The sequence below is a fragment of the Akkermansia muciniphila genome (assembly GCF_002884975.1).
Lineage (GTDB): Bacteria > Verrucomicrobiota > Verrucomicrobiia > Verrucomicrobiales > Akkermansiaceae > Akkermansia > Akkermansia muciniphila_C.
The window spans coordinates 365,944-389,587 of the sequence record NZ_PJKB01000002.1; the positions used below are offsets into that span (position 1 = coordinate 365,944).

Annotated in this window: 30 protein-coding genes and 1 tRNA gene; 23 read left to right on the top strand and 8 right to left on the bottom strand. The window is 57.2% G+C overall.

Annotation, left to right across the window (positions count from 1 at the left end):
- Nucleotides 1-156: 156 nt before the first annotated feature.
- The 5 genes from CXU21_RS07620 to CXU21_RS07640 are packed head-to-tail and all read left to right on the top strand — an operon-like array spanning nucleotide 157 to nucleotide 3,053.
- A complete protein-coding gene (locus tag CXU21_RS07620) occupies nucleotides 157-882 on the top strand; it encodes a UbiA family prenyltransferase (protein ID WP_180972716.1) in 726 nt (241 codons plus the stop codon).
- A gap of 55 nt (nucleotides 883-937) precedes the next feature.
- The gene (locus tag CXU21_RS07625; protein ID WP_102712316.1) at nucleotides 938-1,588 is read left to right on the top strand and encodes a MotA/TolQ/ExbB proton channel family protein; all 651 of its coding nucleotides are present in this window, start codon (nucleotides 938-940) and stop codon (nucleotides 1,586-1,588) included.
- A 26-nt stretch (nucleotides 1,589-1,614) separates the two neighbouring features.
- Nucleotides 1,615-2,049 carry a hypothetical protein gene (locus tag CXU21_RS07630; RefSeq protein ID WP_146016573.1) on the top strand — a complete coding sequence of 145 codons (435 nt, stop codon included), beginning with the start codon at nucleotides 1,615-1,617 and terminating at the stop codon, nucleotides 2,047-2,049.
- Nucleotides 2,050-2,070: 21 nt separating this feature from the next.
- Entirely contained in the window at nucleotides 2,071-2,835 is a 765-nt protein-coding gene (locus CXU21_RS07635; protein WP_102725633.1) for an energy transducer TonB, read from the top strand.
- Entirely contained in the window at nucleotides 2,832-3,053 is a 222-nt protein-coding gene (locus CXU21_RS07640) for a hypothetical protein (protein WP_146016575.1), read from the top strand. Before CXU21_RS07635 ends, CXU21_RS07640 begins: the two co-directional genes overlap by 4 nt.
- A gap of 52 nt (nucleotides 3,054-3,105) precedes the next feature.
- Here the strand turns inward: CXU21_RS07640 and CXU21_RS07645 are convergent, their stop codons facing one another.
- The 4 genes from CXU21_RS07645 to CXU21_RS07660 form a co-directional block, all read right to left on the bottom strand.
- A complete protein-coding gene (locus CXU21_RS07645) occupies nucleotides 3,106-3,549 on the bottom strand; it encodes a hypothetical protein (RefSeq protein WP_102712325.1) in 444 nt (147 codons plus the stop codon).
- Nucleotides 3,550-3,562: 13 nt separating this feature from the next.
- Nucleotides 3,563-3,826 (bottom strand): hypothetical protein, encoded by a 264-nt coding sequence (locus tag CXU21_RS07650; protein WP_012419340.1) that lies wholly within the window; start codon nucleotides 3,824-3,826, stop codon nucleotides 3,563-3,565.
- A gap of 81 nt (nucleotides 3,827-3,907) precedes the next feature.
- Nucleotides 3,908-4,540, bottom strand: a complete 633-nt coding sequence (locus tag CXU21_RS07655) for a hypothetical protein (RefSeq protein WP_102712327.1) — start codon at nucleotides 4,538-4,540, stop codon at nucleotides 3,908-3,910.
- Between the two features lie 110 nt (nucleotides 4,541-4,650).
- Entirely contained in the window at nucleotides 4,651-4,992 is a 342-nt protein-coding gene (locus CXU21_RS07660; protein ID WP_306419612.1) for an HU family DNA-binding protein, read from the bottom strand.
- Nucleotides 4,993-5,172: 180 nt separating this feature from the next.
- Here CXU21_RS07660 and rnhC point away from each other — a divergent pair, with 180 nt between their 5' ends.
- A complete protein-coding gene (gene rnhC / locus CXU21_RS07665) occupies nucleotides 5,173-6,060 on the top strand; it encodes a ribonuclease HIII (RefSeq protein ID WP_219723167.1) in 888 nt (295 codons plus the stop codon).
- Between the two features lies 1 nt (nucleotide 6,061).
- Here the strand turns inward: rnhC and CXU21_RS07670 are convergent, their stop codons facing one another.
- Nucleotides 6,062-6,580: a septal ring lytic transglycosylase RlpA family protein gene (locus tag CXU21_RS07670; protein WP_219723168.1), complete on the bottom strand. Its 519-nt coding sequence runs from the start codon at nucleotides 6,578-6,580 to the stop codon at nucleotides 6,062-6,064.
- 196 nt (nucleotides 6,581-6,776) lie between these two features.
- Between CXU21_RS07670 and CXU21_RS07675 the strand changes: the two genes are divergently transcribed.
- From CXU21_RS07675 to rpsP, 8 genes are all read left to right on the top strand, one after another.
- Nucleotides 6,777-7,499 (top strand): NUDIX hydrolase, encoded by a 723-nt coding sequence (locus CXU21_RS07675; protein ID WP_102712331.1) that lies wholly within the window; start codon nucleotides 6,777-6,779, stop codon nucleotides 7,497-7,499.
- 101 nt (nucleotides 7,500-7,600) lie between these two features.
- Nucleotides 7,601-8,215 carry a tRNA (guanosine(46)-N7)-methyltransferase TrmB gene (gene trmB, locus CXU21_RS07680; protein WP_257997371.1) on the top strand — a complete coding sequence of 205 codons (615 nt, stop codon included), beginning with the start codon at nucleotides 7,601-7,603 and terminating at the stop codon, nucleotides 8,213-8,215.
- A 5-nt stretch (nucleotides 8,216-8,220) separates the two neighbouring features.
- On the top strand, nucleotides 8,221-9,354 hold the full coding sequence (gene tgt / locus CXU21_RS07685) for a tRNA guanosine(34) transglycosylase Tgt (protein WP_102725634.1): 1,134 nt from the start codon (nucleotides 8,221-8,223) through the stop codon (nucleotides 9,352-9,354).
- 8 nt (nucleotides 9,355-9,362) lie between these two features.
- Entirely contained in the window at nucleotides 9,363-9,677 is a 315-nt protein-coding gene (gene yajC, locus CXU21_RS07690; RefSeq protein ID WP_257997372.1) for a preprotein translocase subunit YajC, read from the top strand.
- Between the two features lie 104 nt (nucleotides 9,678-9,781).
- Entirely contained in the window at nucleotides 9,782-10,639 is an 858-nt protein-coding gene (locus CXU21_RS07695; RefSeq protein ID WP_102712337.1) for a hypothetical protein, read from the top strand.
- Nucleotides 10,640-10,653: 14 nt separating this feature from the next.
- Entirely contained in the window at nucleotides 10,654-11,553 is a 900-nt protein-coding gene (locus tag CXU21_RS07700) for a tyrosine recombinase XerC (RefSeq protein WP_275539846.1), read from the top strand.
- Nucleotides 11,554-11,568: 15 nt separating this feature from the next.
- The gene (locus CXU21_RS07705; protein ID WP_102712341.1) at nucleotides 11,569-12,195 is read left to right on the top strand and encodes a LysE family translocator; all 627 of its coding nucleotides are present in this window, start codon (nucleotides 11,569-11,571) and stop codon (nucleotides 12,193-12,195) included.
- Between the two features lie 166 nt (nucleotides 12,196-12,361).
- Nucleotides 12,362-12,604: a 30S ribosomal protein S16 gene (gene rpsP / locus CXU21_RS07710; protein WP_102712343.1), complete on the top strand. Its 243-nt coding sequence runs from the start codon at nucleotides 12,362-12,364 to the stop codon at nucleotides 12,602-12,604.
- Nucleotides 12,605-12,782: 178 nt separating this feature from the next.
- Here the strand turns inward: rpsP and CXU21_RS07715 are convergent, their stop codons facing one another.
- Nucleotides 12,783-13,334, bottom strand: coding sequence for a shikimate kinase (locus CXU21_RS07715; protein ID WP_102725635.1), 552 nt, complete (start codon nucleotides 13,332-13,334; stop codon nucleotides 12,783-12,785).
- Nucleotides 13,335-13,505: 171 nt separating this feature from the next.
- Between CXU21_RS07715 and CXU21_RS07720 the strand changes: the two genes are divergently transcribed.
- The 8 genes from CXU21_RS07720 (at nucleotide 13,506) to CXU21_RS07755 (ending at nucleotide 19,411) form a co-directional block, all read left to right on the top strand.
- Nucleotides 13,506-14,597, top strand: a complete 1,092-nt coding sequence (locus tag CXU21_RS07720) for an L-threonylcarbamoyladenylate synthase (protein ID WP_257997373.1) — start codon at nucleotides 13,506-13,508, stop codon at nucleotides 14,595-14,597.
- A 55-nt stretch (nucleotides 14,598-14,652) separates the two neighbouring features.
- A complete protein-coding gene (locus CXU21_RS07725; protein ID WP_102712347.1) occupies nucleotides 14,653-14,997 on the top strand; it encodes a histidine triad nucleotide-binding protein in 345 nt (114 codons plus the stop codon).
- A gap of 117 nt (nucleotides 14,998-15,114) precedes the next feature.
- Complete coding sequence (locus tag CXU21_RS07730) at nucleotides 15,115-15,606, top strand: YceD family protein (protein ID WP_146017012.1); 492 nt, start codon at nucleotides 15,115-15,117, stop codon at nucleotides 15,604-15,606.
- Between the two features lie 23 nt (nucleotides 15,607-15,629).
- Complete coding sequence (rpmF, locus tag CXU21_RS07735) at nucleotides 15,630-15,821, top strand: 50S ribosomal protein L32 (RefSeq protein ID WP_012419324.1); 192 nt, start codon at nucleotides 15,630-15,632, stop codon at nucleotides 15,819-15,821.
- A gap of 148 nt (nucleotides 15,822-15,969) precedes the next feature.
- Nucleotides 15,970-17,019: a phosphate acyltransferase PlsX gene (gene plsX, locus CXU21_RS07740; RefSeq protein WP_102725637.1), complete on the top strand. Its 1,050-nt coding sequence runs from the start codon at nucleotides 15,970-15,972 to the stop codon at nucleotides 17,017-17,019.
- Nucleotides 17,020-17,025: 6 nt separating this feature from the next.
- Nucleotides 17,026-18,786 carry an HD family phosphohydrolase gene (locus CXU21_RS07745; RefSeq protein WP_102725638.1) on the top strand — a complete coding sequence of 587 codons (1,761 nt, stop codon included), beginning with the start codon at nucleotides 17,026-17,028 and terminating at the stop codon, nucleotides 18,784-18,786.
- On the top strand, nucleotides 18,770-19,255 hold the full coding sequence (ybeY, locus tag CXU21_RS07750; protein ID WP_102725639.1) for an rRNA maturation RNase YbeY: 486 nt from the start codon (nucleotides 18,770-18,772) through the stop codon (nucleotides 19,253-19,255). Before CXU21_RS07745 ends, ybeY begins: the two co-directional genes overlap by 17 nt.
- A 79-nt stretch (nucleotides 19,256-19,334) precedes the next feature.
- A tRNA-Arg gene (locus CXU21_RS07755) sits at nucleotides 19,335-19,411 on the top strand.
- A 260-nt stretch (nucleotides 19,412-19,671) separates the two neighbouring features.
- Here the strand turns inward: CXU21_RS07755 and CXU21_RS07760 are convergent.
- Together CXU21_RS07760 and CXU21_RS07765 are read right to left on the bottom strand one after the other, a co-directional pair.
- On the bottom strand, nucleotides 19,672-20,298 hold the full coding sequence (locus CXU21_RS07760) for a hypothetical protein (RefSeq protein ID WP_146017013.1): 627 nt from the start codon (nucleotides 20,296-20,298) through the stop codon (nucleotides 19,672-19,674).
- Between the two features lie 102 nt (nucleotides 20,299-20,400).
- Nucleotides 20,401-20,745, bottom strand: coding sequence for a hypothetical protein (locus CXU21_RS07765; RefSeq protein WP_102712361.1), 345 nt, complete (start codon nucleotides 20,743-20,745; stop codon nucleotides 20,401-20,403).
- 374 nt (nucleotides 20,746-21,119) lie between these two features.
- Between CXU21_RS07765 and CXU21_RS07770 the strand changes: the two genes are divergently transcribed.
- Nucleotides 21,120-23,255 carry a thioredoxin-like domain-containing protein gene (locus tag CXU21_RS07770; protein WP_180972717.1) on the top strand — a complete coding sequence of 712 codons (2,136 nt, stop codon included), beginning with the start codon at nucleotides 21,120-21,122 and terminating at the stop codon, nucleotides 23,253-23,255.
- Nucleotides 23,256-23,644 lie beyond the last annotated feature (389 nt).

Consider the following 23,644-nt stretch of genomic DNA (forward strand, 5'->3'; position numbering starts at 1 on the left):
TAATGTTTCAGGATGATAGGGGACGGACCTGTAAAGACAATCTATTTTTTGGTATGTATGGCGCGAATCCCTTATGGAAGGGAGGGTGTTTCCTCCGCTTCTGCTGACTGTGGATGTGCTTGGTAAATGCCGTTTTTCCCTATACAGTGTGCGGCGATGCACAATTGCCGTTTATTGCAGGGAGTGGTCCGTTCCTCCCGTCCGGCCAATATTCCCACGCTGTTTACCAATGCGGCGGCGGCCTGGGCCGCTGTCCGGGGGGCGGAGCTGCCGCCAGCCGGCCTGTACGCCGGCACGGTGCTGATGGGACTGTGTTTTTATTTGTACGGCATGTGGGAGAATGACCGTGTGGACGCCCGGTGGGACGCGTCACGTTATCCGGACCGTCCGGTGCCGTGCGGTGCGGTGAGCGTGTCCGTGCTGAGGCTTCTGGCACTGGCGGCCGGGTTGTCCGGCCTGGTGCTGAATATGGTGCTGGGCGGTGAGTTTGCGCTGGGCGCCCTGCTGCTGATCGTGATTTCCCTGTATAATATGTTTCACAAGCTGTGGAGCGGGTCCATTCTTCTGATGGGGCTGTGCCGCGGGCTGTGGGTTCTGGCGGCGGGGCTGGTGTTTGCCCATGCGGCGGGGGAGCCTTCCCTGCCTCCGGCGCTGGCCTGGTATGCCTTCGGCCTGTTTGCGTTTACGTGCGTGATTTCCCTGGTGGCAAGGCGTGAGGCGGGCAGGCCCCGCGTTCAGGCGGCGGTTGGCTTGCTGCTTTCCGGCATGTGCCTGTTTGATGTGGTGTGGCTGCTGTTCTTCGGTTCCTGGCTGTGGATTGGCGCCGTTTTACTGTGGGCCGGAACGCGGCTGCTGCAGAGGCTCGGGTGCCGGGCTACATAGGTTTGGATTGAAATTACACGGAAAGTGTGCATGATTTAACGCGAGAAAGAGGGTTATGAATGAATTGATCATCAAGATAGGGCCGTTGTTCTGGGTTTTGAGCGTTCTGGCCGTGTATGCGCTGGCGGTCGTGGCGGAACGGATTTTATATTTCCACAGGATTCAGATTAATACCGGGGATTTTTTGAGGGGCATTTCCAAGCTGGTGAATGCCGGCAGCGTGGATGAAGCCCGGCATGAGGCTTCCATTCTTCCGGGGCCTGCGCCCCGCGTGGTTTCCTCCGTGCTGGCGCATTCCGGCCTGCCGCGCGAGGAGCTTCGCGCCGTGGCGGAGGATTCCGTCCAGATGGAGGTGTTCCAGATTGAGAAGAATATCCGCGGCCTGCTGGTGGTGGCTACCGTCAGCCCGCTGATAGGCGTGCTGGGGACCATTCAGGGACTGGTGGGCTTTTATTCCCAGCCGGGCCTGCTGGAAGGGAAGGCTCCCACCCTCGCCATGTCGGATGCCGTTTACCAGGCCCTGCTGAGTTCCGCGCTGGGTCTGAGCATTGCGATTCCGGCGTACCTGTTTTATTCCTACCTGGCTTCCCGCTCCCGCCAGATTGTACATTCTCTGGAACGGGCCGGCACGGAGGCCGTCTGCCTGGTGTGCGACGCACGCCGGAGGCGGGAGGAGGGAGAGAGCATGACGGGCCGCGGAGTGTAAGGTAACCATAAGGAAGGAGGAAGCGCGTGCAGATCAAGACCCGTTCAACGTTGCCTACCGGGGCGTTTTTCATGCAGGTGGTTGTCCTGCTGGATCTCGTTGTCCTGGTCTGTGTGCTGACGATCATGACTTCCCGCGTGGGGATGGCGTACGGATATGAGGTGAAGGCCCCGTCTTCCCGGTTCCTGATGAACATTGTGGGGGATGCGGAGTTTATTTCCGTCACGGCCGGGGACCAGCCGGCTTTTTATATAGGAAACCGCCTGATTGAGGGTGGTCTGCCCGGGGTTTCCGCAGAGCTGGACCGTATTTCCCGTGAGCATGAGGGGAACGGCAGCGGGCGCATGAGCATTGCGCTGAGGCTGGATTCCGCCGTTTCCCGTGCTCTGGAGCAGCAGCTGGTGGACATGGTGCTTGCCAGGGGAATGACGTGCTATATTGCCGCGGAGCCGGCGGATTGACTTTTTTTTCCTTTCTTCCGCATGAAGCTGAACAAAAAGAGCCGGGCCAAGATTTTCGACCTTCATCTGGGGTTGACGTTTGACTGGCGGGATACCGGCATTTTGCGCTGGCGTATTTTGCTATGGATGCTTGTGTTCGGCGTCTGCCTGTTCATTGCCGCCCTATTTGTCCATGTGGATGTTCCGGGAGCGCGCAAAACGGGGGAGCAGCCGGGCGCCGTTGTGCTGCTGCCCGCAGATAACCCGCGCCTGCACCAGTATGTGCTGCGCAATACGCCCCTGCCTGTGAGGGGCCCTGTCTGGGCTGATCCGGTGACGGCGGGGCCGATCGGGGAAACGGGGATCACGCTGCCCTCCCTGCGCTCGGCGGATACGCCCCTGGCTCCTCTCCCCTCCGTGTCCGTGCCTACTGTGGCGGACCAGGTCTGGCGCATGTGGCAGCATCCGGATTTTCATATCCGCGCCATGTTGAATCCTTCCCTGGACGTTTCCGGCACGTGCATCCCCTACCTGTCTTTCTGTTCTCCGGGGCTGGATGGGCAGATTGTCACCGCCGGGTCCCTGTCCGGTTTTTCCAGAAGCGAGGACCATACGGGGTTGAGGAGTGAGTTTTTTGTGGTGGTGGACGTCTGGGGCGTGCCCTCCCAGGTGCTGCTGATGGAGTCTTCCGGAAGCTCCGGGGCGGATGAGTCCGCCATGCGGTTTGCCCGGTCCCTGCGATGGTCCCCATCCCGGGAGCCGCGTAGCGGCACCATGTCCATTGAGTGGAAGGAGGAAGAGCCGTGAGCATGTCCCTTCCGGAGTTTTTGCTGCATCTGTTCCTGGTGGGAGCCGGAGCTTTTTGCGCCGTAGTGCTCGTCTGCCTGGTGACGGCCTGGGTGCGGTCTTTCCTGGACCGCAGGCACAAGGAGCGGTGCCGCATTTGCGGGTTCCGGTTCTATGTACGGGACGGGAATCCGCGCGCGGAGTGCCCGCATTGCGGCGCGGCCAACAGGAAAGGTTAAAAATCCCCCGTGCGGAAGGCCGCTTGGGGGGTGTAGTGAATGGTTGGCCGGATTAATAAATCCGGAGGGATTCTTCATCAATGGGCAGGGAATCCATGCCCAGGTCTTCCGCTCCGTGCGTTCCCATCTCCTCCCGCACATGGATGACGTCCACCCGGCTGCTTTTGCCTTCCCCGGAACGGTAGCGGATGCGCGGTTCCCTGATGACGACAGTGTTGCCGCCCATGGCCGCCGCTTCCTTGGTGAAGTAGTTAATCAGGTCCTTGTCTTCCATGGAGACATGGACAATCCGCCCTTCCGGACCGTTAAAGTGCCCCACATTCGTGTATTCCCCCATGGGATATTCATCAATGACCAGAACTTCGTTCTGCGGGATGGGCGCGCGCGGCGGGCCGGAAGTGACCGGCGTCCACGCATTGGGGCCGGAGGGGGAGGAGCAGGCTGCAATCAGACTTGTGATCAGGCAAAAGGCCAGACTGATAAAAGGCGCGTTCATGGTTGTCCTGCCGTCAATAATCGGCAGGCGGCACAAAAATGCAACGGTAAACTTCGTTGCCGTCATGAAAGATTTGCACCATGACACGTTCAGGCGTTCTTTTAACGCAGTAGGAGTCGTGTTCCTCCGGGATGGGGGGTGCGTAACGGCGCGTGCTGCGGCGGGCAAAGACATGCTGGCGGAATACTCCCACGACGGCATGATTGCTCATTTTGACAATGGTATAGTAGTCGCTGGTAGGCAGGGTGATGGAAGGAGGAACGTCTTTGGCACTCACGGGCTGGATTATAGATGGCGGCTGAAAACAATGTCGAACCTGAAATGTGGCATGGGATCACGTCCGGAACGGGGTGTGGTCCTAGTCCGTCCGCCCCATCATTTCCCGGGTTTCCTGAATGGTGCGCGCCTGGGCCTGCCGTGCGCTCATGATGGTGGGCTGTTCAAAGCTCTGCCGCCTGGCTTCAATGTCCCTGTTGACGGTGCGGCCCAGGTGTTTGTCCGCGTCTTTCCAGGAACGGCCCTCAAAGTCGGATTTCTGGGTGGCGTATTGTTTGGACGCATCCTGCCAGGAATGGGTATTCACCCCTTTGGCGTGGGTAATAAAGTCCGGGGTATCCACCTTGCCATCCGTGAAGGATTTGACGCCGTCCCATTTTTTGGTTTCAAATTTGGTGGCGGCTCCGTCAAATTTCTTTTTTTCAAAGGCGGTGGTTTCAAAAGCCTTTTTTTCAATCTGGGACGTGTCTCCGTTGTAACGGAGCCCTTCAAAGGAGCTTCGTTTCTGGGAAACCATGGTGGTATTGCCTTCCTTGTCCGTCTGCTGGCCGAAGCCGCCGGCGAATTTTGCTTCCAGCGCATCCATCAGCTCCGCATCCGTTTTGGCGGAATCCGGACGCTGTTTGGGCTGCATGCTCGTTGTCACCGTACGTTCGGTAGCGCAGGAGCAGAGCCCAGCGGCGGCAATCAGGAGAATGTGCTGTATCCGGAACATGCTCACGGTTTCCTATTTTCACGATTGCCGCGCAAATTGCAAACAAAAAGGCGCCTCCATTGCTGAATGGAGGCGCCCGGAGTAATTTGTCTGGTTCCTGCGGGGGAAGGTTACTTGGAAGCGGTCAGCTTGGCGACCTGGTCCTTCAGTTCCTTGCCTACCTTGAACTTGACGACGGAACGGGCGGGAATCGGCACGTCCTGGTCAGGATTCTTGGGATTGCGGCCTACTTTGGGCTTCACTTCCTTTACCTGGAAGGTTCCGAAGTTGCGAATCACCACACGGTCACCTTCCGCAAGTGTGCTGGAGATAATGTCCACGGCACGTTGTACGATGTCGAACACTTCAATCTGGGTGAAGTTGGTTTCGGCGCTGATCTTGTTAACGAGGTCTCGTTTTGTTAATGTTTTAGCCATATGGAGTGCAGAATGATATGAATGTATGAGTTTTATAGTTCAGCGTCCGTGATTTGTCTCCTAAAAAATCATATAATCCGTGGCATGCTTGATTTTTGCGTCCGCAACCGCGCGATGCGAGGATTTTGCTTGACCGTAGCGGTTTGAATGCTTCCATTATTCGCCGCCGGGCGTTCCTGCGCCGGGAGGGAGGATATGCGCACCACATTTACAACCATGCTGACTGACGCTCAGGCCGGAAGGCTTGAGTCCATTCTGGAGGGAAAGGGGTTTGAAAAAAGGGAGGTGCCTTACGCGCGCTTTTCCTTTGCGGGACCCTCCCTGCTGGTGACGGTTTATGAGAAGAAGAACAAGCTTCTTCTTCAGGGGAAGGGAACGGACGAGTTTATAGAGTTTACCCTGGAGCCGCAGGTGACGGGCATCCTGTCCCTCCCTGCGGAAGTGGAAGAGGAGGGAGGAAAAACAGAAGCCCATTTCGGCATTGATGAAAGCGGCAAGGGGGATTACTTCGGCCCGCTGGTGGTAGCCGGGGTTTATGTGGACGGCCGCATCAGCGCCGCCCTGCGCAAGCTGGGCGTCTGCGACAGCAAGCTGGTGGGTTCCTCCGCCAGAATCCGTTCCCTGGCGGAAGGGATACGCAAGGTTCCGGGCATCCGGTTTCATCTGGTAAGCATAGGCCCGGAACGGTACAACCAGCTTTATCCGGAGTTTAAGAATTTGAACCGTTTTCTGGCCTGGGGCCATGCCACGGTGATTGAAGGCCTGGCGGCCAAAGTGCCGGATTGCCCCATGGCGCTGAGTGACCAGTTTGCCAATCCGTTTGTCCTGAAAAGGGCGCTGGCCGCCAAAAAACTGTCCATCCGGCTGGAACAGCGCGTCCGGGCGGAGAGTGACGTGGCGGTGGCTGCTGCATCCATTCTGGCGCGTGAACGTTTTGTGAACTGGATGGATGCGGCGGGAGAGGCCGCAGGCATGAAGCTGCCGCTGGGCGCCTCCGGCCAGGTGGTGAAGGCCGCCCGGCAGCTGGTGGCCGTACACGGGGAGGAGATGCTGCCGAAGGTAGCCAAGATGCATTTCAAGACCACGCAGAACGTGCTGAAGTGAGTCAGGGCGGCGTGGCATAGGGCGGCGCTTCCCGCTTCCATTTGCCGTCTCCCACGGAAAGGACGGTGATTCTGACGCGGTCCAGCCCATGATGTTTCATGTCCAGCCGTTCCGCGGCTTTTTCACTCAGGTCAATGAGACGGTTTTTAATGAAGGGGCCGCGGTCGTTGACACGTACTTTCACGGTTTTTCCCGTTCGCAGGGATTGGACGAGCACCTCACAGGGGAGGGGCAGGGTGGGATGCGCCGCGTGCAGGTGCCAGGGGCGCACGTTTTCTCCAATGGCCGTTTCCCCGCTGACCAGCCCCCACAGGGCGCATTCGTTATAGTGGGAGGCAATGCCTGTCTGTTCATAGGACAGGGCCTGTTCCACGCTCATGGGGTGGTAGCGGTGGCCCCGTATGGTGTAGGGACGGGTCATGTAACCGGGGTAGTCCCGGCTTTTGGGGGAGGAGGAGCAGGATGCCAGCCATAACACCCCGGCCAGCATGGCCGCTCCCCTGATGATGCCCGTGTGCATAGGTTATGTATGGACGGGAATACGGCGGATTGCAAGACGCTGATGCGTTTCCCTTCCGGGGAAAACGGTTTCTCCGGAGGTCCGGAGCGGTTACTGCGGACTTTCCGGATCCGGTTTTGATTTTGGTTGACTTGACTGGGCCGCTTGCGTAGCGTTGGTGCGATTCTGGGAACTTACTACAATAATAGATAACATAATGAGCAGACAGGCATTTTATCCACATCTCTCAGTGGATTGTGTGTTGATCGGGTTCGATGAGGAAGGGCTGAAGGTCCTTCTGGTTGAAAAGACGCATGTCGAACCCGGCCATACCGGCGCTATTTCCAAGCTGCCCGGTGATTTGATTTATGAGGAGGAAGAGCTGGACGCCGCGGCACGCCGCATCCTGTTTGACATGACGGGCATGTCTTCCCCCCATTTGGAGCAGTTCCATACCTTCGGCGCGCCGGCGCGCATCAAGAATCCGGCAGACCGGGAGTGGGTGGAGGCCGTTTCCGGCCAGAAGATCGGCCGGCTGGTGACGGTGGCGTATATGGCCATGCTGAGGATATCCACCAAGCTGCGCAAGTTAATGGAGAGCCACAAGACCCGCTGGGTGCCTGTGGACGGGCTTCCTGAACTGGCGTTTGACCACCGGGACATCATTGACCTGGCCCTGGAGAAGATACGTTCTTCCGTGAAGAAGGAGCCCGCGCTGATTTACGATATGCTGCCCGCCAAGTTTACGGCGCTCCAGCTCAGGAGGCTGAATGAGGAAATTCACGGCAAACCGATGGACGTCCGCAATTTCCATAAGAAGATTGCCTCCCGTCCCTATATCGTGCCCCTGGATGAGAAGGAGGAGGGGGTGGCCCACCGTGCGGCGCGCTATTACCGTTTTGACCGCAAGATTTACAACCGCCTTTATTACCGGAGCTGAGGCTTCCTGACGCAGTGATTCCCTCCTTCCGGGCCTCTTCCCGCCATGTTTGCGGGGAGGGGCTCTTCTCATTTGACAGAGTCCGTTTTGTACCGCATCTTATGCGCACGTTGATTCCCATGACAAATCCGGCCTTTATCCCAGACGATTTTTTCAAGGTGCTGGCGCCCTCCGATATTTTTGGCGCGGACGGCCCGTTTGAGGTGGATTTGGGTTGTGGGGACGGAGGGTTCCTGCTCCAGATGGCGGCCCATTATCCGGAGCGCCGTTTCCTGGGCATTGAGCGGCTGCTGGGCCGGGTGCGGGGCGTCTGCTCCCGTGCGGCGGTCCGGAAACTGGAAAACGTGAAGGTGCTCCGGGTGGAGAGCCGCTATTTTCTGGAGTGGCTGATGAAGCCGGGGTGCATTTCCAGACTGCATTATCTGTGCCCGGACCCGTGGCCCAAGGAAAGGCACCATAAGAACCGCCTGGTGCAGGATGATTTTCTGCCCGTGCTGCACCGCTCCCTGGCTGATGGCGGGGAGTTCCTGTTCAAGACGGACCATGAAGAGTATTTCCAGTGGGTGCTGGACCATGTGGAGCGCAGCGGCCTGTTCAGCCGCGCAAGCTGGGACGAAGATGAGTTTTTTTATCCCAAAACGGATTTCCAGCTTCAATGGGAGTCCATGGGGAAACCGATTTACCGCGCCCGTTTCATTAAATTGCAGAAAGCCTGATTACCATGCCTTTTACACTTCACCAGAAAGATTCCTCCACCGCCGCGCGCCTGGGCACGCTTGATTTGCCCCATGGACAGGTTCCCACCCCCATCTTCATGCCGGTGGGGACGCAGGGTTCCGTGAAGACCATGCATCCGCAGGATCTGGAATCCCTGGGCGCAAAGATCATCCTGGGGAATACCTACCATTTGTCCCTGCGCCCCGGTTCCTCCCTGATCCGGGAGATGGGCGGCCTGCACCGGTTTTCCTCCTGGAACCGCCCGATTCTGACGGATTCCGGCGGTTTCCAGGTCTGGTCTCTTGCCAAACTCCGCAAGATTACGGAGGAAGGGGTGCGGTTCCAGAACCATCTGGACGGCGCGTACATGATGCTGAGTCCGGAGCGCTCCATGGAGATTCAGGCGGACCTGGGCAGTGACATCGCCATGCTGTTTGACGAGTGCCCCCCCTATCCCTGCGACAGGAAGTATGCGGAGGCCTCCCTGGGCTATACGCTCCGGTGGGCGCGCCGCTGCAGGGAATGGGTGCGGGAACACCAGCCCCGTTCCGGGGAGGGGCGGCAGCACCATTTCGGCATTGTGCAGGGGTCCGTGTATGCGGATTTGAGGAAAAGGTGCGCGGAGGAACTGGCTGCCATGGATTTTGACGGTTATGCCATCGGCGGCGTTTCCGTGGGTGAGCCGGAGGAGGAGATGCTCCGGGCGATTGACCATTCCGCGCCCTGGCTGCCGGAGGACAAGCCGCGTTACGCCATGGGGCTGGGCACGCCCCCCCAGCTTCTGGAGATGATCGCCCGCGGCGTGGATATGTTTGACTGCGTGATGCCCACGCGCCTGGCGCGCCACGGCGTGGCCCTGACTCCGGACGGCCCCATGCATATCAAGAACCAGCGCTGGGCCGCGGATTCCCGCCCGATCGACCCGGAAGGGCACCCGCATGTCACACAATTCTCCCGCGCTTATGTGCGCCACCTGTTTAAAGCCGGTGAAATACTCGCTTTAAGATTGCTTTCTTTCCAGAATCTGGAATTCTATCTGCGGCTGATGGCTCAGGCGCGTGAGGCCATAGCCGCCGGCACGTTCGGCTCCTTCAAGGATTCATTCATCGCACGATACAAAGCAAATAACATTTTATGAATATCTTCATGTTAGCACAGGCCCAGGATGCCGCCGCCGGACAGGAATCTGGAAATATGTTCCAGCAGATCCTCAGCAGCCCCATGTTCATGTTTGTGATTATCATCGTCCTGTTCTGGGTGATGCTGATCCGTCCGCAGCGGAAGGCCCAGAAGGAACAGCAGGCGCGCATCGCAGCCCTGCAGCGCGGGGACCAGGTAATCACGAACGCAGGCCTGCATGGTTTTGTGGAAAAGGTGAATGACCGCACCGTTTCCCTCAAGATCGCGGAAGGCGTGGTTGTTGAGCTGGAAAAGAACGCCATCGTTCAGGTGGAGAAATAAGGTTTTCCACCTTTCCATACGTTTTCAGCATCCGCCCGTGTCGCCCGACGGCAGGGGCGGATGTTTATTTTTGAAACCGTCTTTTTCCGGCGGGGTTAATAAGAATGACCATGAGATTGCCCCACACTATTATTCTATCGTGCTCCGTTGCGCTGGCGTTCGGTTTTCCGCCGCTTGCGGCAGGGCAGTCCGTGGCTTCCGGAGACCGCCAGGAGGCAGAGGCGGTGCCCAGGCCCGGTCTGGAATGCCTTCAGGTAACTCTTTTGATCCGCCAGATGGTTCTGGACCGGTATGACGGTACCGGAACAGGTATCCTGTCCGGGCAGGACAAGGCCCGGCTGGTGGAGGATGCGCGCGCTGCGCGCAAGGAGGCCAGAAAGAAATTCCTGATGCAGTTTGACAAGGACGGGGACGGAAAGCTTTCCCCGGAGGAGTACAAAGCCTTCCGGGAGCATGTGGAAAAACGCCGCGGCGCCCGCAAGCCGGATGCCGGAACGGGCAAGCGGAACGAGCTTCCTCCGCCTCCCCCCCCCGGCAGTGAGCCGGGAACGCCCATGATGGAAGTCGTTCCCCTGGTGGAAATACGGACTCCGGGGCAGAAGCGCTTCATGGTGGCTCCCGGCCTGTTTCTGCTGACCAGGAACATGCTGCTGCAGAAGTATGACGCTAACGGAAACGGCCGCATTGACCCGGAGGAGCACGCGGCCGTCATGAAGGATGCGGCGGCTCTGTACCGGACTAAGATGAAGGAAATGATGGACCTTTACGATCTGGACCAGGATGGAGTGCTGAGCCCGGTGGAGAAAGAGCAGGCCCTGGCGGACAGCCATCAGGACAGTCCCCTGTACGCCATGGAGGAACCGGACGACATTGACTTGTTCATCCGGGCGAATATCAGTGAAGTGCTATTGAGGGAGGCTCCGGTGAATGCCGGGGAGGAGAAGGATAAAAGCACGGAATAACTTGATTCTTTATCATGGAGCAGCCTCTGGAACCGGAGCGGGCCTTCCTGCAATATCTGGAGGTGGAGAAGCAGGCTTCTCCCCACACGGTGGAGGTGTATGCCCGCGCGCTGCGCCAGTTCCGGACCTGGGCGGACGGTTCGTTCACGGGGTGGGAAAACTGCACGCCGGACCAGATGAGGGACTGGCTGTTCCAGGAGCTGAAGGATGAAGCCGCCACGGCCACCATCCGCCTGCGCTTTGCCGCCCTGCGCAGTTTTTACCGGTTTATGATGCGCCGCCATGGATTGGAAGCCAGCCCGATGACGGGCGTTTCCCTCCCCAGGAAAAAGAAGAACCTGCCTGTTTTCCTGACGCTTAACCAGATGCTGGAATTGCTGGAGCTGCCGTACAAGGCGCCCGTGCCCGCCAATGCTCCCGCCTGGCTCCCCTACCGTGATGCGGCCATCCTGGAACTTTTTTATTCCTGCGGCATGCGCCTGAGCGAATTGGTGGGGCTGGACGTGAGCAGCGTGGACCACCGCTTCCGGGGAGTGCGGGTCATGGGGAAGGGGCGCAAGGAACGCATCCTGCCTGTGGGCGCGCCCGCCCTGGCGGCTCTGGAGGCCTATGCCTCCATGGCCTGCTTGCCGAAGGATTCCCCCCTGTTCGTTTCCCGCATAGGCACCAGGCTCAGCGCGCGCGCCGTGCAGCTGATGCTGGACAAGTACGTGAAGCTCTCCTCCATCCCTTTTACCATTTCACCACACAAGATCAGGCATACGTTTGCCACGCATATTCTGGATGCCGGGGCTGACCTGCGCTCCGTGCAGGAACTGCTGGGGCATGCCTCCCTGTCCACCACGCAGATTTATACCCACGTGACGCGTGCCCGGATGGCGGAGGTTTACAGGCAGGCGCATCCCAGGGCGTAAAGGCCGCTTTATCCCATGACGGAAGAACTCATATTTGCAGGCATCCTGCTGCTCTCCCAGGCGTCACCCGGCCCGGACCAGGCCTTTGTCACCCGGAGCACGCTGGCCTACGGCTTCGGCGCCGGAGTCATGGCCGCGCTGGGCATCGGGACGGGGGTGATCGCCCACGCGGCGCTGGCATGCACGGTGGGGGCATCCGTTTTTCACAGTTCCCTGGGGCTGGTCCTCTTCTGCGCCGCCTCCTGCTGGATGCTGTATTTGGCGTGGAAGATATGGCCGCGGGGAGAAAAAGGGGCCGTCGCCGCGGGTGAAGACGTTCCCGCGGCCTCCGGCATTTACCGGGATGCTCTGGTGACCAACCTGATGAACCCCAAGGCCACGTTCTTCTTTGTAGCGCTGTCCGCCCCGCTGCTGGAAAAAAATCATGATCCCTCGTATGCCCTGTTTATCGGCACGTTGATCGTAGTGACGGGAACGGCGGGGTGGATTCTGTGGGCTCTTGTTTTCCGCTGGCGTCCCATCCGTTCCTTTTATGACCGGAATGCGGGGAGGGTGGATGGCGTGTTGTCTCTGGTGCTGGCGGGGTTTGGCCTCAGCATGCTTTATTCCTTCGGGTGCATGGCGGTGGAAAGTTTTTCCTGACCGGGGGAGGGGAGGAACGGCTTTTTTACCGGAAAAACAACTCTGGTGTTGACAATGACTCCATTATATCGCATACATCTGCACCCGCTATGGGAAGCTGAACGCGCACGCATGTGAGTGACAAGGCGCGCAAGTTCCCCATTAACACCTTTTACTTATAATTGATATGGCAGTAGCAATCAGACTCAACCGTCAGGGTTCCAAGGACCGTCCTTACTATAAAATCGTAGTTGTCGACAGCCGTGCTCGTCGCGACGGCCGTTACATCGAACAAGTGGGTTCCTATGATCCCATGAAGGAAGGCGTGAACTACACCATCGACCTGGAAAAGGTTGACAAGTGGCTTTCCAATGGCGCCCAGCCCTCTGAAACGGTGAATTCCATGATCCGCAAGGCCCGCAAGGCCTAAGTCCGGTTCCTTACCAATTTTTCCTGAAGGCGTTCCTCTGGCGGGGACCGCCTTTTGTTGTTTCTTGCGCGGAGAAGGGCAGCGGTAAATCAGGGAGATCAGGGAGTAAAGCGCGCATGGGAAAGCCCGGGGCGGGGACAAGCTGTGCGCGTGTCCGCAGAAAAAGCGGAGTGCGCTATTACTGGCGGGAACGGAAGACTCTGGCGGATTCCAGAATGCCGAAGGCTATCTCATGAATATGGAGATTGGCCGTATCAATGGTCAGGTGTGCCGTCTGCTGGTAAAAATCATGCCGCTCTTCCATGAGGCGGGTCAGTATGGCCTTCGGGTTGGGCTGCTGGAGCAGGGGGCGGTTGGTGCAGCGGGAAATGCGCTGGTACAGGGTGTTCACGTCCGTGTGGAGCCACACGACAAAGCCCAGTTTTTTCAGCAGTTTCCGGTTTTCCGGCCTGATGGTGATGCCGCCCCCGGTGGATATAATGCGGCTCTGCCTGGTTGCGGCCTGCATCTGGCGGAGGACTCCGGTTTCCAAATCACGGAAATGTGATTCTCCGTGAGTCTTGAAAATCTGCGGGATGCTCATACCCGTCTGCCGCTCGATCAGTTGGTCCGTATCCGTGAAACGGAGGCTCGTCTCCCGGTGAAGTTCCTTCCCGATGGTTGTTTTGCCGCACCCCATCAGCCCGATCAGGATGATGTTTGGCAAGGATGTTGGCGCGGCCTCCTTCATGGCCTGATTGTACTCAATCCGGATGCTTGAGAAAACAACTTTTTAGCCGTATGGCCTTTTCCGGTTTGAGTTGGAAGAGGAATGGGGGACTTCTGGAGGACCGTGAGCCGCCGTGCGGGGCCGTCATGCCGCGCTTCCGCGAATTTGACGGGTTCCCGCCTTCGGGAAACCATGTCTTACTTGACGCAGGAGCTTCCTTCAGGCAAGGATAAGGCCATGCAAACCGAATTGTTCGAGGTAGACCCCCTGTCAGACAACCGCAAACTGTATGTCCGCACGGCGGAAGCGCTGGCGGCGGGTGCGCTGGTGGGAATCCCCACGGAGACCGTGTACGGCCTGGGAGCTGATGCCTTGAACCCGGAAGCGGTGGCCAGGATTTTTGAAGCCAAGGGGCGTCCTTCTTTTGACCCGCTGATCATCCATGTGCATCATGGGAAGGAAGTGGATAAATATACCGCCATTCCGGAAGAGCTGGAAGAGCTGGTGCATACGCTGGCGTCCAAATTCTGGCCGGGGCCGCTGACGATGGTATTGCCGAAGGCGGATATCATCCCGGACATTGTGACCAGCGGACTTCCGACGGTGGCCGTGCGCGTGAGCGCGCATCCCGCCATGCGCGGGGTGGCCAAGGCGCTGGGGCGTCCCGTGGCTGCGCCCAGCGCCAACCGCTTCGGGCATATCAGCCCTACCTCCGCCTCAGCCGTGCAGAAGGAGCTGGACGGACGCATAGAAATGATTCTGGATGCCGGCGCCTGCTCCGAGGGGCTGGAGAGCACCATTGTGCGCCCCATGCTTGACGAGAAGGGGAAGCCTGCGCTGGAACTGCTGCGTGAAGGGCCCGTGACCCGGGAACAATTCCGGAACCTGGTGAAGGTGGTGCGCCGCAAGCCTTCCGCACGCCCCGTTTCGGAAAAAGCTCCGGCGGATGCCCCGGGACAGCTCAGCAGCCATTATGCGCCGCGCAAGCCCATGATGCTGCTGGAACCCGGTGAGGAATTCGTGCCCGTGGAAGGGGTGCGGTACGGTTTGCTCTCCTATGAGGGGACTTCTGATCTGGCCCAGGAAGGGAATTGGGCGGAGGTTGTAGCCATGAGCCCCGGCAACGGACGCCTGGCGGAGGCCGCCGTACGCCTGTTTGCCCTGATGAGGCAGATGGATGAAAATGAAGGCATTGACGTCATTGTGGCGGAGGCTGTTCCGGAGGCGGGACTGGGCCGTGCCATCATGGACCGTCTGCGCCGCGCCTCCGCCGCCAGGGAATGACTTGTCCCCGGCTCCCGGAATATGCTAAAACCATCCCGAACCCCTCTTTGATTTTATGGCCGCTACGTTATTTGAAAAAATCTGTTCCGGGGACATTCCCGCGGACATCGTTTACCAGGATGAACAGTGCGTCTGTTTCCGGGACATCAGCCCGCAGGCTCCGGAACATCTGCTGCTGGTTCCGCGCAAGCCCATTCCCCGTCTTTCCGAGGCAGGGGAGGAAGACGGAGCCCTGCTGGGCCACATGATGCTGGCCGCCGGACGCATCGCCAGAAGCCTGGGCATGGACCAGAACGGCTTCCGCCTGGTCATCAACAACGGACCGGACGCCGGAGAAGCGGTGCCCCATCTGCACATGCACCTGCTGGCGGGCCGCAAGTTGGAATGGCCTCCCGGTTAGGTCCGGCACGGATTGGAAGGGCTGCGGGAAAAAGGGGATGTGTCATTCCGCCCCTTTCCGGGGATGGTGCCGCCCTGTCTGCTTGTCAGGCGCGGAGTGTGCCTGTAAAATGCGGTCATGAAAAGATTGCTGGTAGAGCTTGAGAACTTGCCGGAAGCGGGAAAGAAATACAGCGGTGAGCTGGATTCCGAAATCTTCGGCATCGACGATGAAGAGGTTAATTCCATTGGACCTCTTGCTTTTGACCTGTACGTGCAGAGATTTGAGAACGAATTATTCGTGAGGGGCAACATTTCCGCCCCGTTCAAATTCCGCTGCGTGCGGTGCCTGGGGTACTTTGACTACGTGGTGGAGGTAAATGAATTTGCCACCTCTTTTGAAATTGATTCACAGAGTGTTGTGGATGTTTCCGACTCCATGCGTGAAGAAATAGTCCTGGATTTCCCGGCGTACCCGAAATGCGCGGACGGAGGCATGGAAAACGACTGTATGGCGAAAACTCCATATTTTGGGGTGGACAAAGAGGGGGTAACGGGTGTAAACAGTTCTGCCCCGAGCAAGAATAGTGGCGTGTGGGACGCCCTCAATGAGCTGGGGGATCATCATTAATCACCTTTTTACCAACTAGAATTATGGCAGCACCTAAGCGCAGAACGTCCAAGATGAAGCAGCGTACCCGCCTTGCCGCGCAGGCATGGCGCGCTCCGAAGCTCCGCAAGTGCCAGAATTGCGGCAGCAGCACCCCCGGTCATACCGCCTGCCCCAATTGCGGTACGTATACGACCCGTTCCGGCAAGGAAATTGTGGTGAAGGCGGAAGCGTAAGCTCCGCAGGCACCGCATTTGCCTTGAAAAGTATCGCCGTAATCCGGCGTTATCATATTGATTCTCCAGCCGCTTTTGCTCCGCAAAGCGGCTGAACTTGCTTGAAGCAGGCTGCTTTTTCTGTTAACACACTTCTTCAACAAATACTATGAAGATTGCACTGGATGTGATGGGCGGCGACAATGCGCCCGATATTAACCTGGACGGGGCAAAGCGGGCCCTGCAGGATTTCCCTCTCATTGAAAAAATCTACCTGGTGGGGAGGGAAGAGGTGGTGCGTGGTTCCTGTGACCGCTGGGGCCTTTCCGGTCCGCGTGTGGAAATTGTTCCCGCTGCGGAAGTGGTGGAAATGAATGAATCCGGCCTGTTGGCGGTGAGGCAGAAGAAAAACTCCTCCATGTCCGTTTCCGTGGACCTGGTTAAATCCGGAGACGCGGACGCCGTGGTCAGCGCGGGCAACACGGGCGCGGCCGTGGCGGCCGCCACCATCAAGCTCAGGCTGCTTAACGGCGTGGAACGCGCAGGCATTGTGACCCAGCTTCCCAATGAATTCGGAGTCTGCAATGTGACGGATACCGGCGCCAACCCGGAGGCCAAGCCCCGGCATCTGGTGGGCTACGCCGTCATGGCCAGTATCCTGGCCCGTTCCGTTTATGGCAAGCCGATGCCCAAGGTAGGGGTGATGAGCAATGGCTCTGAAGATGAAAAAGGAACGGACTTTACCAAGGGAACCTTTTGCCTGTTGAAGCATCTGGAGGAGCGCGGCGCGCTCCCTTTTCAATTTGTGGGCAATGTGGAAGGTCACGATCTCTTTGAACATGAAATAGACGTGGCGCTGACGGATGGTTTTACGGGAAACGTGCTGCTGAAAACCTGCGAGGCCACCGCCAAGGCATTCGGCAAATGGCTGAAGGAGGAACTTCAGGCGAATCCGCTCCGCATGATGGGAGCCGCCTGCGCTTCCGGTGCATTCCGTGCCATGAAGGCGCGCCTCTCTGCCGACTCCGTGGGTGGGAGCCCCTTGCTGGGCGTCCGGGGCGTAACCATCATCGCGCATGGGAGCTCCTCCCCCGCCGCCATCCGCAATGCCCTGAGAGTCTCCATGGAAATGGTGCAGCAGGGGGTCAATCCCCTCATTGAAGAGGAGATGGCCAGACTGGGCGCCATTCCGGAAATCTCCGAAGTGTACCCTAAATAATCAACCATGTTTCATTTTCTGAAAAAACATGCCGCAGCAGCGGTAAAAGATGGAAAAACCGCGGAAGAGGCCTCTTCCGCGCCCCGTTCGCCGGGAGACCGCCTGGACTCCAACGTGGCGGTATCCGTAGGCCTGTGCATTCTGGTTTTCATTATCCTGCAGTGGATGGGCAGTTACAGCCCCCATTGGGGAAAATCCCTGTGGCACAATGTATCTGAAGCCTTCCTGCTCTTCTCCGTGACGCTGGCGCTGATGCCCATGTACTGGCTTTGCGCCGGGGCCCTGCGGAAAAAGAACAAAACACTTGTCGTCACCTGGGGAGCCATTTTGCTTCAGCTCCTCTTCTTTGGCCTCATCCGTCATGTGACGGCCAACATTACGTCGGACATTGGCAACGAACTCCTGTACCTGCCTTATATGATGGCTCCGCTGATTGTGACGGTGCTGCTGGGGCCGCTGCTGGGCATGTTCGCTACCATCGCCATCTGCATGCTCGGCGGATTCTTCATCCTGCCGGCGCAATACGTGCCGGAAAAACAGGTCCAATTCTGGATCTTGAGCTCCCTGTCCGGCATGCTCACGGTACTGCTCACCCATAATCTGAGAAACCGGGCGCAATTGCTGCGGGCCGGCTTCTTTGTGGGGCTCCTGATCATGGTACTGTGCTGCATCATGGGAGTCATCAACCTCCAGGCCTGGGACTACAACCTGGTGGGCGTGCTGGTGTGCCTGGCTGTGGCGTTTGGCGTGAGCATGCTGACCAGTGTGCTGATCAGCGGCGTGCTGCCCATCATTGAGGGCGTCTTTAAAATCATCACGCCCATTTCCTGGCTGGAAATGGCGGACATGAACCGCCCGCTCATGAAGCGGCTGCAAATGGAGGCCCCGGGAACCTTCCACCACTGCCTGATGGTCGCCCAGCTGGCGGAAGCGGCGGCGGAAGCCATCGGCGCCAACCCCATTGAATGCAGGGTGGCCGCCTACTACCATGACATCGGCAAGATGCAGAACCCCCTTTACTTCATTGAAAACATCATGGACGGCCCTAATCCCCATGATGAGCTGACGCCCAGCATGAGCGCCCGCATCATCATTGACCATGTTCATGACGGGGTGGAACTGGCCAAGGCGAACAACCTTCCGCGGCCGCTGGTGGACGTCATTGAACAGCATCACGGCACATCCCTGGCCTACTTCTTCTACCGCAAGGCCCTTCAATACCGGGATGAAATCCTGGGCAGGGTGGAAAGCGGGCTGGCCTCTCCGGACGATGTTCCGGAAGTGGTGGAATCCAACTTCCGTTACAAGGGCCCCAATCCCCAGAGCAAGGAAACGGGAATCGTCAGCCTGGCGGACATCGTGGAAAGCGCCACGCGCTCTATGGGGAAAATCTCCTGTGAGGAAATGCAGAAGAGAGTGGATGAACTCCTGAAGCAGCGGGTAGTGGACGGCCATCTGGACGACTGCGGCCTCACCTTCGGTGATCTTAAAAAAATCCGCAACAGCTTCATCCAGACGCTGAAAAGCATTCATCACAACCGCATTGCCTATCCTTCCCACAATCCGGAGGCAAAAATTGAAAAGCCCGTGCTACCCCCGGCGGAGGCAAAGGAAGAAGGCCGGAAGCCGGAGAAGGAGGAACAGGAAAACAAAGCGATTCCGGAAATCATGGAACTGCCCGATACCGGTGCAGGGGATACGGAAAAACCCGGTAAAGCGGACGAAAAGGACGGGACGGATACGGAGAAAAATGAAACCGCATCTTGAACTCTACGACCATCTGGAAAAGGGGCGCCTGAGCCCGTCCGTGGCGGAAGCCCTGAATGGCGCCCTGGTGGCTTGCCTCCCCGCCGTACTGGCGCTGCCTGAAGGTCCTGTGCCCGTTCTCTCCGGTCTGGACGAGGTGGAAATAAGCGTGGTGGACGATGAAGCCATCCGGGACGTGCATGCCCGTTTTCTGAATGATCCCACGGTGACGGACGTCATCACCTTTCCCCACGGAGACGGGGTGGGCGAAATCATCGTCAGCTATGATACCGCCATCCGGCAGGCGGCGGAATTCCATGAGCCGGTATACAGGGAACTATTCCGGTACATGGTGCACGGCCTGCTGCACTTGCACGGCTACATTGACACGGAGCCGGAGGAGAGGGAGCGCATGTTCTCCCGGCAGGAACCGCTGGTGCAGGAATTCGGGGCTGCCCTGGCTGGCATGTCTTCCCCGGGCAACCGTTGATCCGGAGGCTGAAAGCGCTCTTTTAAAGATACGGGCTTGCCAAGCCGAGATATTCTTTGTTAATCTCCTTCCGCACCATGCGTCCATAGCTCAGTTGGATAGAGCAACTGCCTTCTAAGCAGTGGGTCACTGGTTCGAATCCAGTTGGACGTGCCATTTTCCGGAACCCCGTATTCTTTCAGGAATAACGGGGTTCCTTCATGCGGTGAAAGCATGTTTTTCATCTGGAAAAGGTTTCCTGGAGAAATGCCGGAACAGGGCTGGTAGTGGGTAAGGGCCGATTTGATGCCGTGCGGGAATGGAAAGGGTGGCCAAGGGCCAGGAAAACAGCGCCCCGGAATGCTCCGGTCATGCTGCCGGTGCATTTTTAATGGGTTGCCCCCGGAAGAAGAGGCTTGGCGACCGGAATTCCTCCCCTATTCAGCCTGATGGGCGCAGGCCTCTGCCTTTCTGGTGAAGCCGGAAAACGGAGTCCGCCGTACACGTTCATCCTGAAGGAGGACATTGACGCACAATTCCAGAATTTTATGCATGCCGTACTGGGGGAGGTCAATGTCCGGATGATGTTCCTGGAACTTGTGGATGATGGACATTTCCGTCTCGGAAAAACTCACGGGAATGGTATTGGAAAGCTGGACATTCCAGGGCTCCCCTTCGCTCATCAGCTTGTCGATGAAAAGGGACTGGGTGACGGGAATGCTGCCGCGCACGGCAAACCAGGTGTGCACGGTACGGACGGAAACCCGGCATTGTTCCGCCAGCCACTGGCGCGTTTTGCCGTGGCCCCGGAGCCATTCCTTGATCTTAAGCTTTTTCGGATCGCATCCTTCCGCATCGGGGGGAGCGTTCAAATCCGGGTCGGAAACCAGATCCGGGATAATGTGGGCAAGCGCTTTTTTGGTATTGGCCGATATTTTGCGGACGCTCATTTGTGCGTAAAACGTCTGTGGCCGGATTCCTATCTCCTCCGCCAGCTGGTAGGACTTGCGGTTCTGGCATTGCAGCCACTCCTTAACCATGGTGCGTATATCGTCGTCAGACATGAATTGGTGCAGGTTGAATGATGAAGAAAAGATAGGGGAAAGGCGTTTGAAACGCCATATTCTCTTTCCTTGGGACGGTTCCGGGATGTGGAATCCTGCTTTTCAGCTTCTGCTCTTGATGCTGGAAAGCGCATCCAGGGCTTCACTGGCCCACTCCGGAACGGTCAATCCGTGACGTTCGGCTTCATTTCTGAACTTTTCATACTTCTGAGGGGTAACTGGAACATAAATGCTATTGGGATTCTTCATCTGCGCCAGACGTGCGTGTTTGGCGTATTCCTCTTTCATGATCCTGATTATGAGACGTTGTCGTGCTGGAGGAATAGGAACAGTGGAGAGCCACTTATCAACCTGGCTCTTGCTGACGCCGCAGAGATCGGCAAACTCGTCCCGGGTCATTTTCGTAAGGGCGAGAAACTTCCTGATGCTGGACTTCATTTCATCCATAAGCGCATTTTTCGCATTCAGAAAAAATCTAGCAAGCCATTTTTGGCATATTTTCTATTTTAGAAAATAATATTGTCTTTGCGTATCCTAAAAGGTAAATGGTTTTTCCTAAATCCAATGAAACTCAAAAAAATATGAATGTTGGAAACACTCGTTTTCTTCTTTTATACGAAAAACTTAATGCTTAATATTTTCCTTTCTCCATGGCATTTTCACTGCTGTTCCGGGGAAGGGAAGTACGGTTTATCGGGGTGGTGTTGGCTTATCTTCTTCTATTGGCTTGACTCAGCACGTTTCAGGCGTACGGTATTATCATGTTAAATTCCTCTTTATTTGCCTTGGGGTGTTCCGCGCTTTTTGTGATGTCTGCGGGAATGCCTTTGCTGGCTGCTTCTCCCGGAAAAAAAGAAAATAAAACAACCGCTCCGGCGGAAGCCCTTCCTACGCTTTCCCTGGAAGGGCTGCCGGGGGTATGGCTGCAGGGAACGCCCGTGAAGGAGTGGGAAAAGGACAAAGTATATATCTTTGAATTCTGGGCTACCTGGTGCGGGCCGTGTCTTGCCGCGATGCCCCATATGGAACAGCTTCACCAGGCATTTAAAGACAATCCGCGCATGCAGATTGTCGGGGTCAATGTGATGGACAGGAAGACCCCGGAAGCCCTGAAAGAATTTATCAAGAACCGTCCCTCTCCCCTGAACTATACCATGGCGGTGGATGTGGATGGAAAGAAGACCAAGGAGAAGTGGCTGGATCCCCTGGAGGTAAACGGTATTCCACACGCCTTTGCCGTTAAAAATGGCCGGCTCATCTGGCGCGGGCATCCCGCACAGCTTTCGGAAGAAATCATGCAGGCCATGCTGAGGCCGGATTTTTCTGCGGCTTCGCTCCCGGCAAAAGGCCCGGATGCGGGCGCCCATGAGTGGCAGCATTACCGTGAAACCTCGCAAAAGGTGCGCGATCTTGTAGAAAAGGACGGGAAACAGGGAGTCCAGGCGCTGTTGAAGCAAATTCAGGATTCCGGAAAATTCCCGCAGGACCAGGTGATTCAAATGAAGATGATTCCGTTCCTCGTACTGGCGGAACAGGGCAAATTTGAGGAAGCCCAGTCGGTACTGAATGATGTGAGCGGGGAATATCCGGACAATTACCGTGTGCAGATTGATATAGCCGGAACTCTGATGGAGGGAAAATCAGTGCCTGCCGGAAAGATGGATACCGCTCTGGTGGAACGGTGTCTGGCCCGCTGCATTGAAATCTCAAGGAAATCCAACAAGGAAGCGTCCCTGCCATGGCGTATGATGGCGGAACTCCGGGAGCGGCAGGGGAACATGAAAGAAGCGCTTCAGGATATGGAGAAAGCGCTTTCCCTGACCTCCATCAGCAAGGCATGGACGAAGTTGCAGGAGCTTTCCGGCACTACGGAAACGTTTCAATCCCTGATGGACCAGGCAGCTGCGGAAATTAAGCCGGAACCTCCCCGGAAGAAGCAGGAGCTGGGTCCGGTGCAGGAGGACGAACAATACACGCCCCTTTTCAGCAAGCTGGACTGGGTCAATCATCCTGCACTGACAGGGTTGCCTTCCGGCAAGACCGTATTTATCAGCTTTTGGAGATGGACTCCGGCGCAGGGCGGCATGTGGAGCGACGGGGCTCCGGGAAGAATACTTGATGTAGTCCTGAAAAAATACGGACTTCTGGATCATCCGGGGATTAAGGCTGTGGTGCTGGACGTGATCCCGGCAGATAAAAAACAGGTGCAGGAATACCTGGACAGTCCGGAAGGGTGGACTGCTTATCCTGTCGGTGTTCCATCGGATCGCTCGGTGGTGGATCTTTTTGAATCTCTTAAGCTTGAATCATTCCCTGCGGCTGCCGTCATCCGTGACGGAACGCTCCTATGGGCTGGTGAAATTAAAAGGATGCCGGAATGGGTGGCGGAAACGGCCCGGCGGGACTCTTTTGACAAGAACCAATTTGCGGAAGAAGATGCGAAACGCAAGTCCCGGCAGCAGGCCATGCAGGCGGTCATCAAAAAATCCTTTGAACTGCGCCGGGAAAAGAAATTTGATGAATACAAAAAGCTGATTGAGGAAAACGCCGAGCGATTTGCCGATGACGGATGGTTTGCGTCTACAGTGGCGGAAATCCAAGCGGGGGAAGCCTGGAAGGAGAAAGACTACGAAAAGGTGGCGGATATCTTAGACCAGGTGCTGACGCGTTTCCCGAAGGAAGACTCTCTGGCTTCCTATCTCCTGAAAATCCTGAACGGATCGGATGAAATGCGTGGGTACAACTATCAAGCGGCACGGCATGCTCTCCAGATCATGAAAGACTCCAATACGCGGGATGACGGTGGTTACAATGCGGCTTGCTATGAAGTCATGATGAAAATGGCGATGGAGAAAAAAGACTACGCCCAGGCGAAAAAAGACGCTCTGAATGCACTCCGAGAATTGCCCCTCATGCACCAGTACGTAGCCATGAAGAAAAAACAGGCGGAAGCTTAAGACTTCTGAAACGTTTGGGCCCCTTTTGTTGAGAAAGGGGCCTTTTTCGCGAAAAAAGAGAAAAATGTAATACGTTAAGGATCAGTAATATTTAGAATGTTGAAAAAATATCGGAAAAAACATATCGAAAAAAATTGACAAGAGGGGTAGTTTTGATAGACTTCTCGGCACGCCAACACGGCGACGGGATGAAAAGCCCGGCGGCATGAGGGGCTCGAAAGAGGGCCTGAATGAAGCCAGGGAATGCCACCCGGAAGAGCCTCTTTAAAGGGGCCGATAAGAAGATTTCAAGGGAATGACTACCGAACCCGCCGAGGGTTTTCCTGAGAGCGTCGAGAGATGCGCGAGGGAGAAAAAGCCCGAAGGAGCGACCTTGCTCCGAGAGGGGC

What these genes read in the sequence shown, in the direction of transcription:
- CXU21_RS07620 (WP_180972716.1), top strand. Translation starts at nt 157, where the DNA reads ATGCACAATTGCCGTTTATTGCAGGGAGTGGTCCGTTCCTCCCGTCCG.
- CXU21_RS07625 (WP_102712316.1), top strand. Translation starts at nt 938, where the DNA reads ATGAATGAATTGATCATCAAGATAGGGCCGTTGTTCTGGGTTTTGAGC.
- CXU21_RS07635 (WP_102725633.1), top strand. Translation starts at nt 2,071, where the DNA reads ATGAAGCTGAACAAAAAGAGCCGGGCCAAGATTTTCGACCTTCATCTG.
- CXU21_RS07645 (WP_102712325.1), bottom strand. Translation starts at nt 3,549, where the DNA reads ATGAACGCGCCTTTTATCAGTCTGGCCTTTTGCCTGATCACAAGTCTG.
- CXU21_RS07655 (WP_102712327.1), bottom strand. Translation starts at nt 4,540, where the DNA reads ATGTTCCGGATACAGCACATTCTCCTGATTGCCGCCGCTGGGCTCTGC.
- rnhC (WP_219723167.1), top strand. Translation starts at nt 5,173, where the DNA reads ATGCTGACTGACGCTCAGGCCGGAAGGCTTGAGTCCATTCTGGAGGGA.
- CXU21_RS07670 (WP_219723168.1), bottom strand. Translation starts at nt 6,580, where the DNA reads ATGCACACGGGCATCATCAGGGGAGCGGCCATGCTGGCCGGGGTGTTA.
- CXU21_RS07675 (WP_102712331.1), top strand. Translation starts at nt 6,777, where the DNA reads ATGAGCAGACAGGCATTTTATCCACATCTCTCAGTGGATTGTGTGTTG.
- trmB (WP_257997371.1), top strand. Translation starts at nt 7,601, where the DNA reads ATGCGCACGTTGATTCCCATGACAAATCCGGCCTTTATCCCAGACGAT.
- tgt (WP_102725634.1), top strand. Translation starts at nt 8,221, where the DNA reads ATGCCTTTTACACTTCACCAGAAAGATTCCTCCACCGCCGCGCGCCTG.
- yajC (WP_257997372.1), top strand. Translation starts at nt 9,363, where the DNA reads ATGTTAGCACAGGCCCAGGATGCCGCCGCCGGACAGGAATCTGGAAAT.
- CXU21_RS07695 (WP_102712337.1), top strand. Translation starts at nt 9,782, where the DNA reads ATGACCATGAGATTGCCCCACACTATTATTCTATCGTGCTCCGTTGCG.
- CXU21_RS07700 (WP_275539846.1), top strand. Translation starts at nt 10,654, where the DNA reads ATGGAGCAGCCTCTGGAACCGGAGCGGGCCTTCCTGCAATATCTGGAG.
- CXU21_RS07705 (WP_102712341.1), top strand. Translation starts at nt 11,569, where the DNA reads ATGACGGAAGAACTCATATTTGCAGGCATCCTGCTGCTCTCCCAGGCG.
- rpsP (WP_102712343.1), top strand. Translation starts at nt 12,362, where the DNA reads ATGGCAGTAGCAATCAGACTCAACCGTCAGGGTTCCAAGGACCGTCCT.
- CXU21_RS07715 (WP_102725635.1), bottom strand. Translation starts at nt 13,334, where the DNA reads ATGAAGGAGGCCGCGCCAACATCCTTGCCAAACATCATCCTGATCGGG.
- CXU21_RS07720 (WP_257997373.1), top strand. Translation starts at nt 13,506, where the DNA reads ATGTCTTACTTGACGCAGGAGCTTCCTTCAGGCAAGGATAAGGCCATG.
- CXU21_RS07725 (WP_102712347.1), top strand. Translation starts at nt 14,653, where the DNA reads ATGGCCGCTACGTTATTTGAAAAAATCTGTTCCGGGGACATTCCCGCG.
- CXU21_RS07730 (WP_146017012.1), top strand. Translation starts at nt 15,115, where the DNA reads ATGAAAAGATTGCTGGTAGAGCTTGAGAACTTGCCGGAAGCGGGAAAG.
- rpmF (WP_012419324.1), top strand. Translation starts at nt 15,630, where the DNA reads ATGGCAGCACCTAAGCGCAGAACGTCCAAGATGAAGCAGCGTACCCGC.
- plsX (WP_102725637.1), top strand. Translation starts at nt 15,970, where the DNA reads ATGAAGATTGCACTGGATGTGATGGGCGGCGACAATGCGCCCGATATT.
- CXU21_RS07745 (WP_102725638.1), top strand. Translation starts at nt 17,026, where the DNA reads ATGTTTCATTTTCTGAAAAAACATGCCGCAGCAGCGGTAAAAGATGGA.
- ybeY (WP_102725639.1), top strand. Translation starts at nt 18,770, where the DNA reads ATGAAACCGCATCTTGAACTCTACGACCATCTGGAAAAGGGGCGCCTG.
- CXU21_RS07760 (WP_146017013.1), bottom strand. Translation starts at nt 20,298, where the DNA reads ATGTCTGACGACGATATACGCACCATGGTTAAGGAGTGGCTGCAATGC.
- CXU21_RS07765 (WP_102712361.1), bottom strand. Translation starts at nt 20,745, where the DNA reads ATGGATGAAATGAAGTCCAGCATCAGGAAGTTTCTCGCCCTTACGAAA.
- CXU21_RS07770 (WP_180972717.1), top strand. Translation starts at nt 21,120, where the DNA reads ATGCCTTTGCTGGCTGCTTCTCCCGGAAAAAAAGAAAATAAAACAACC.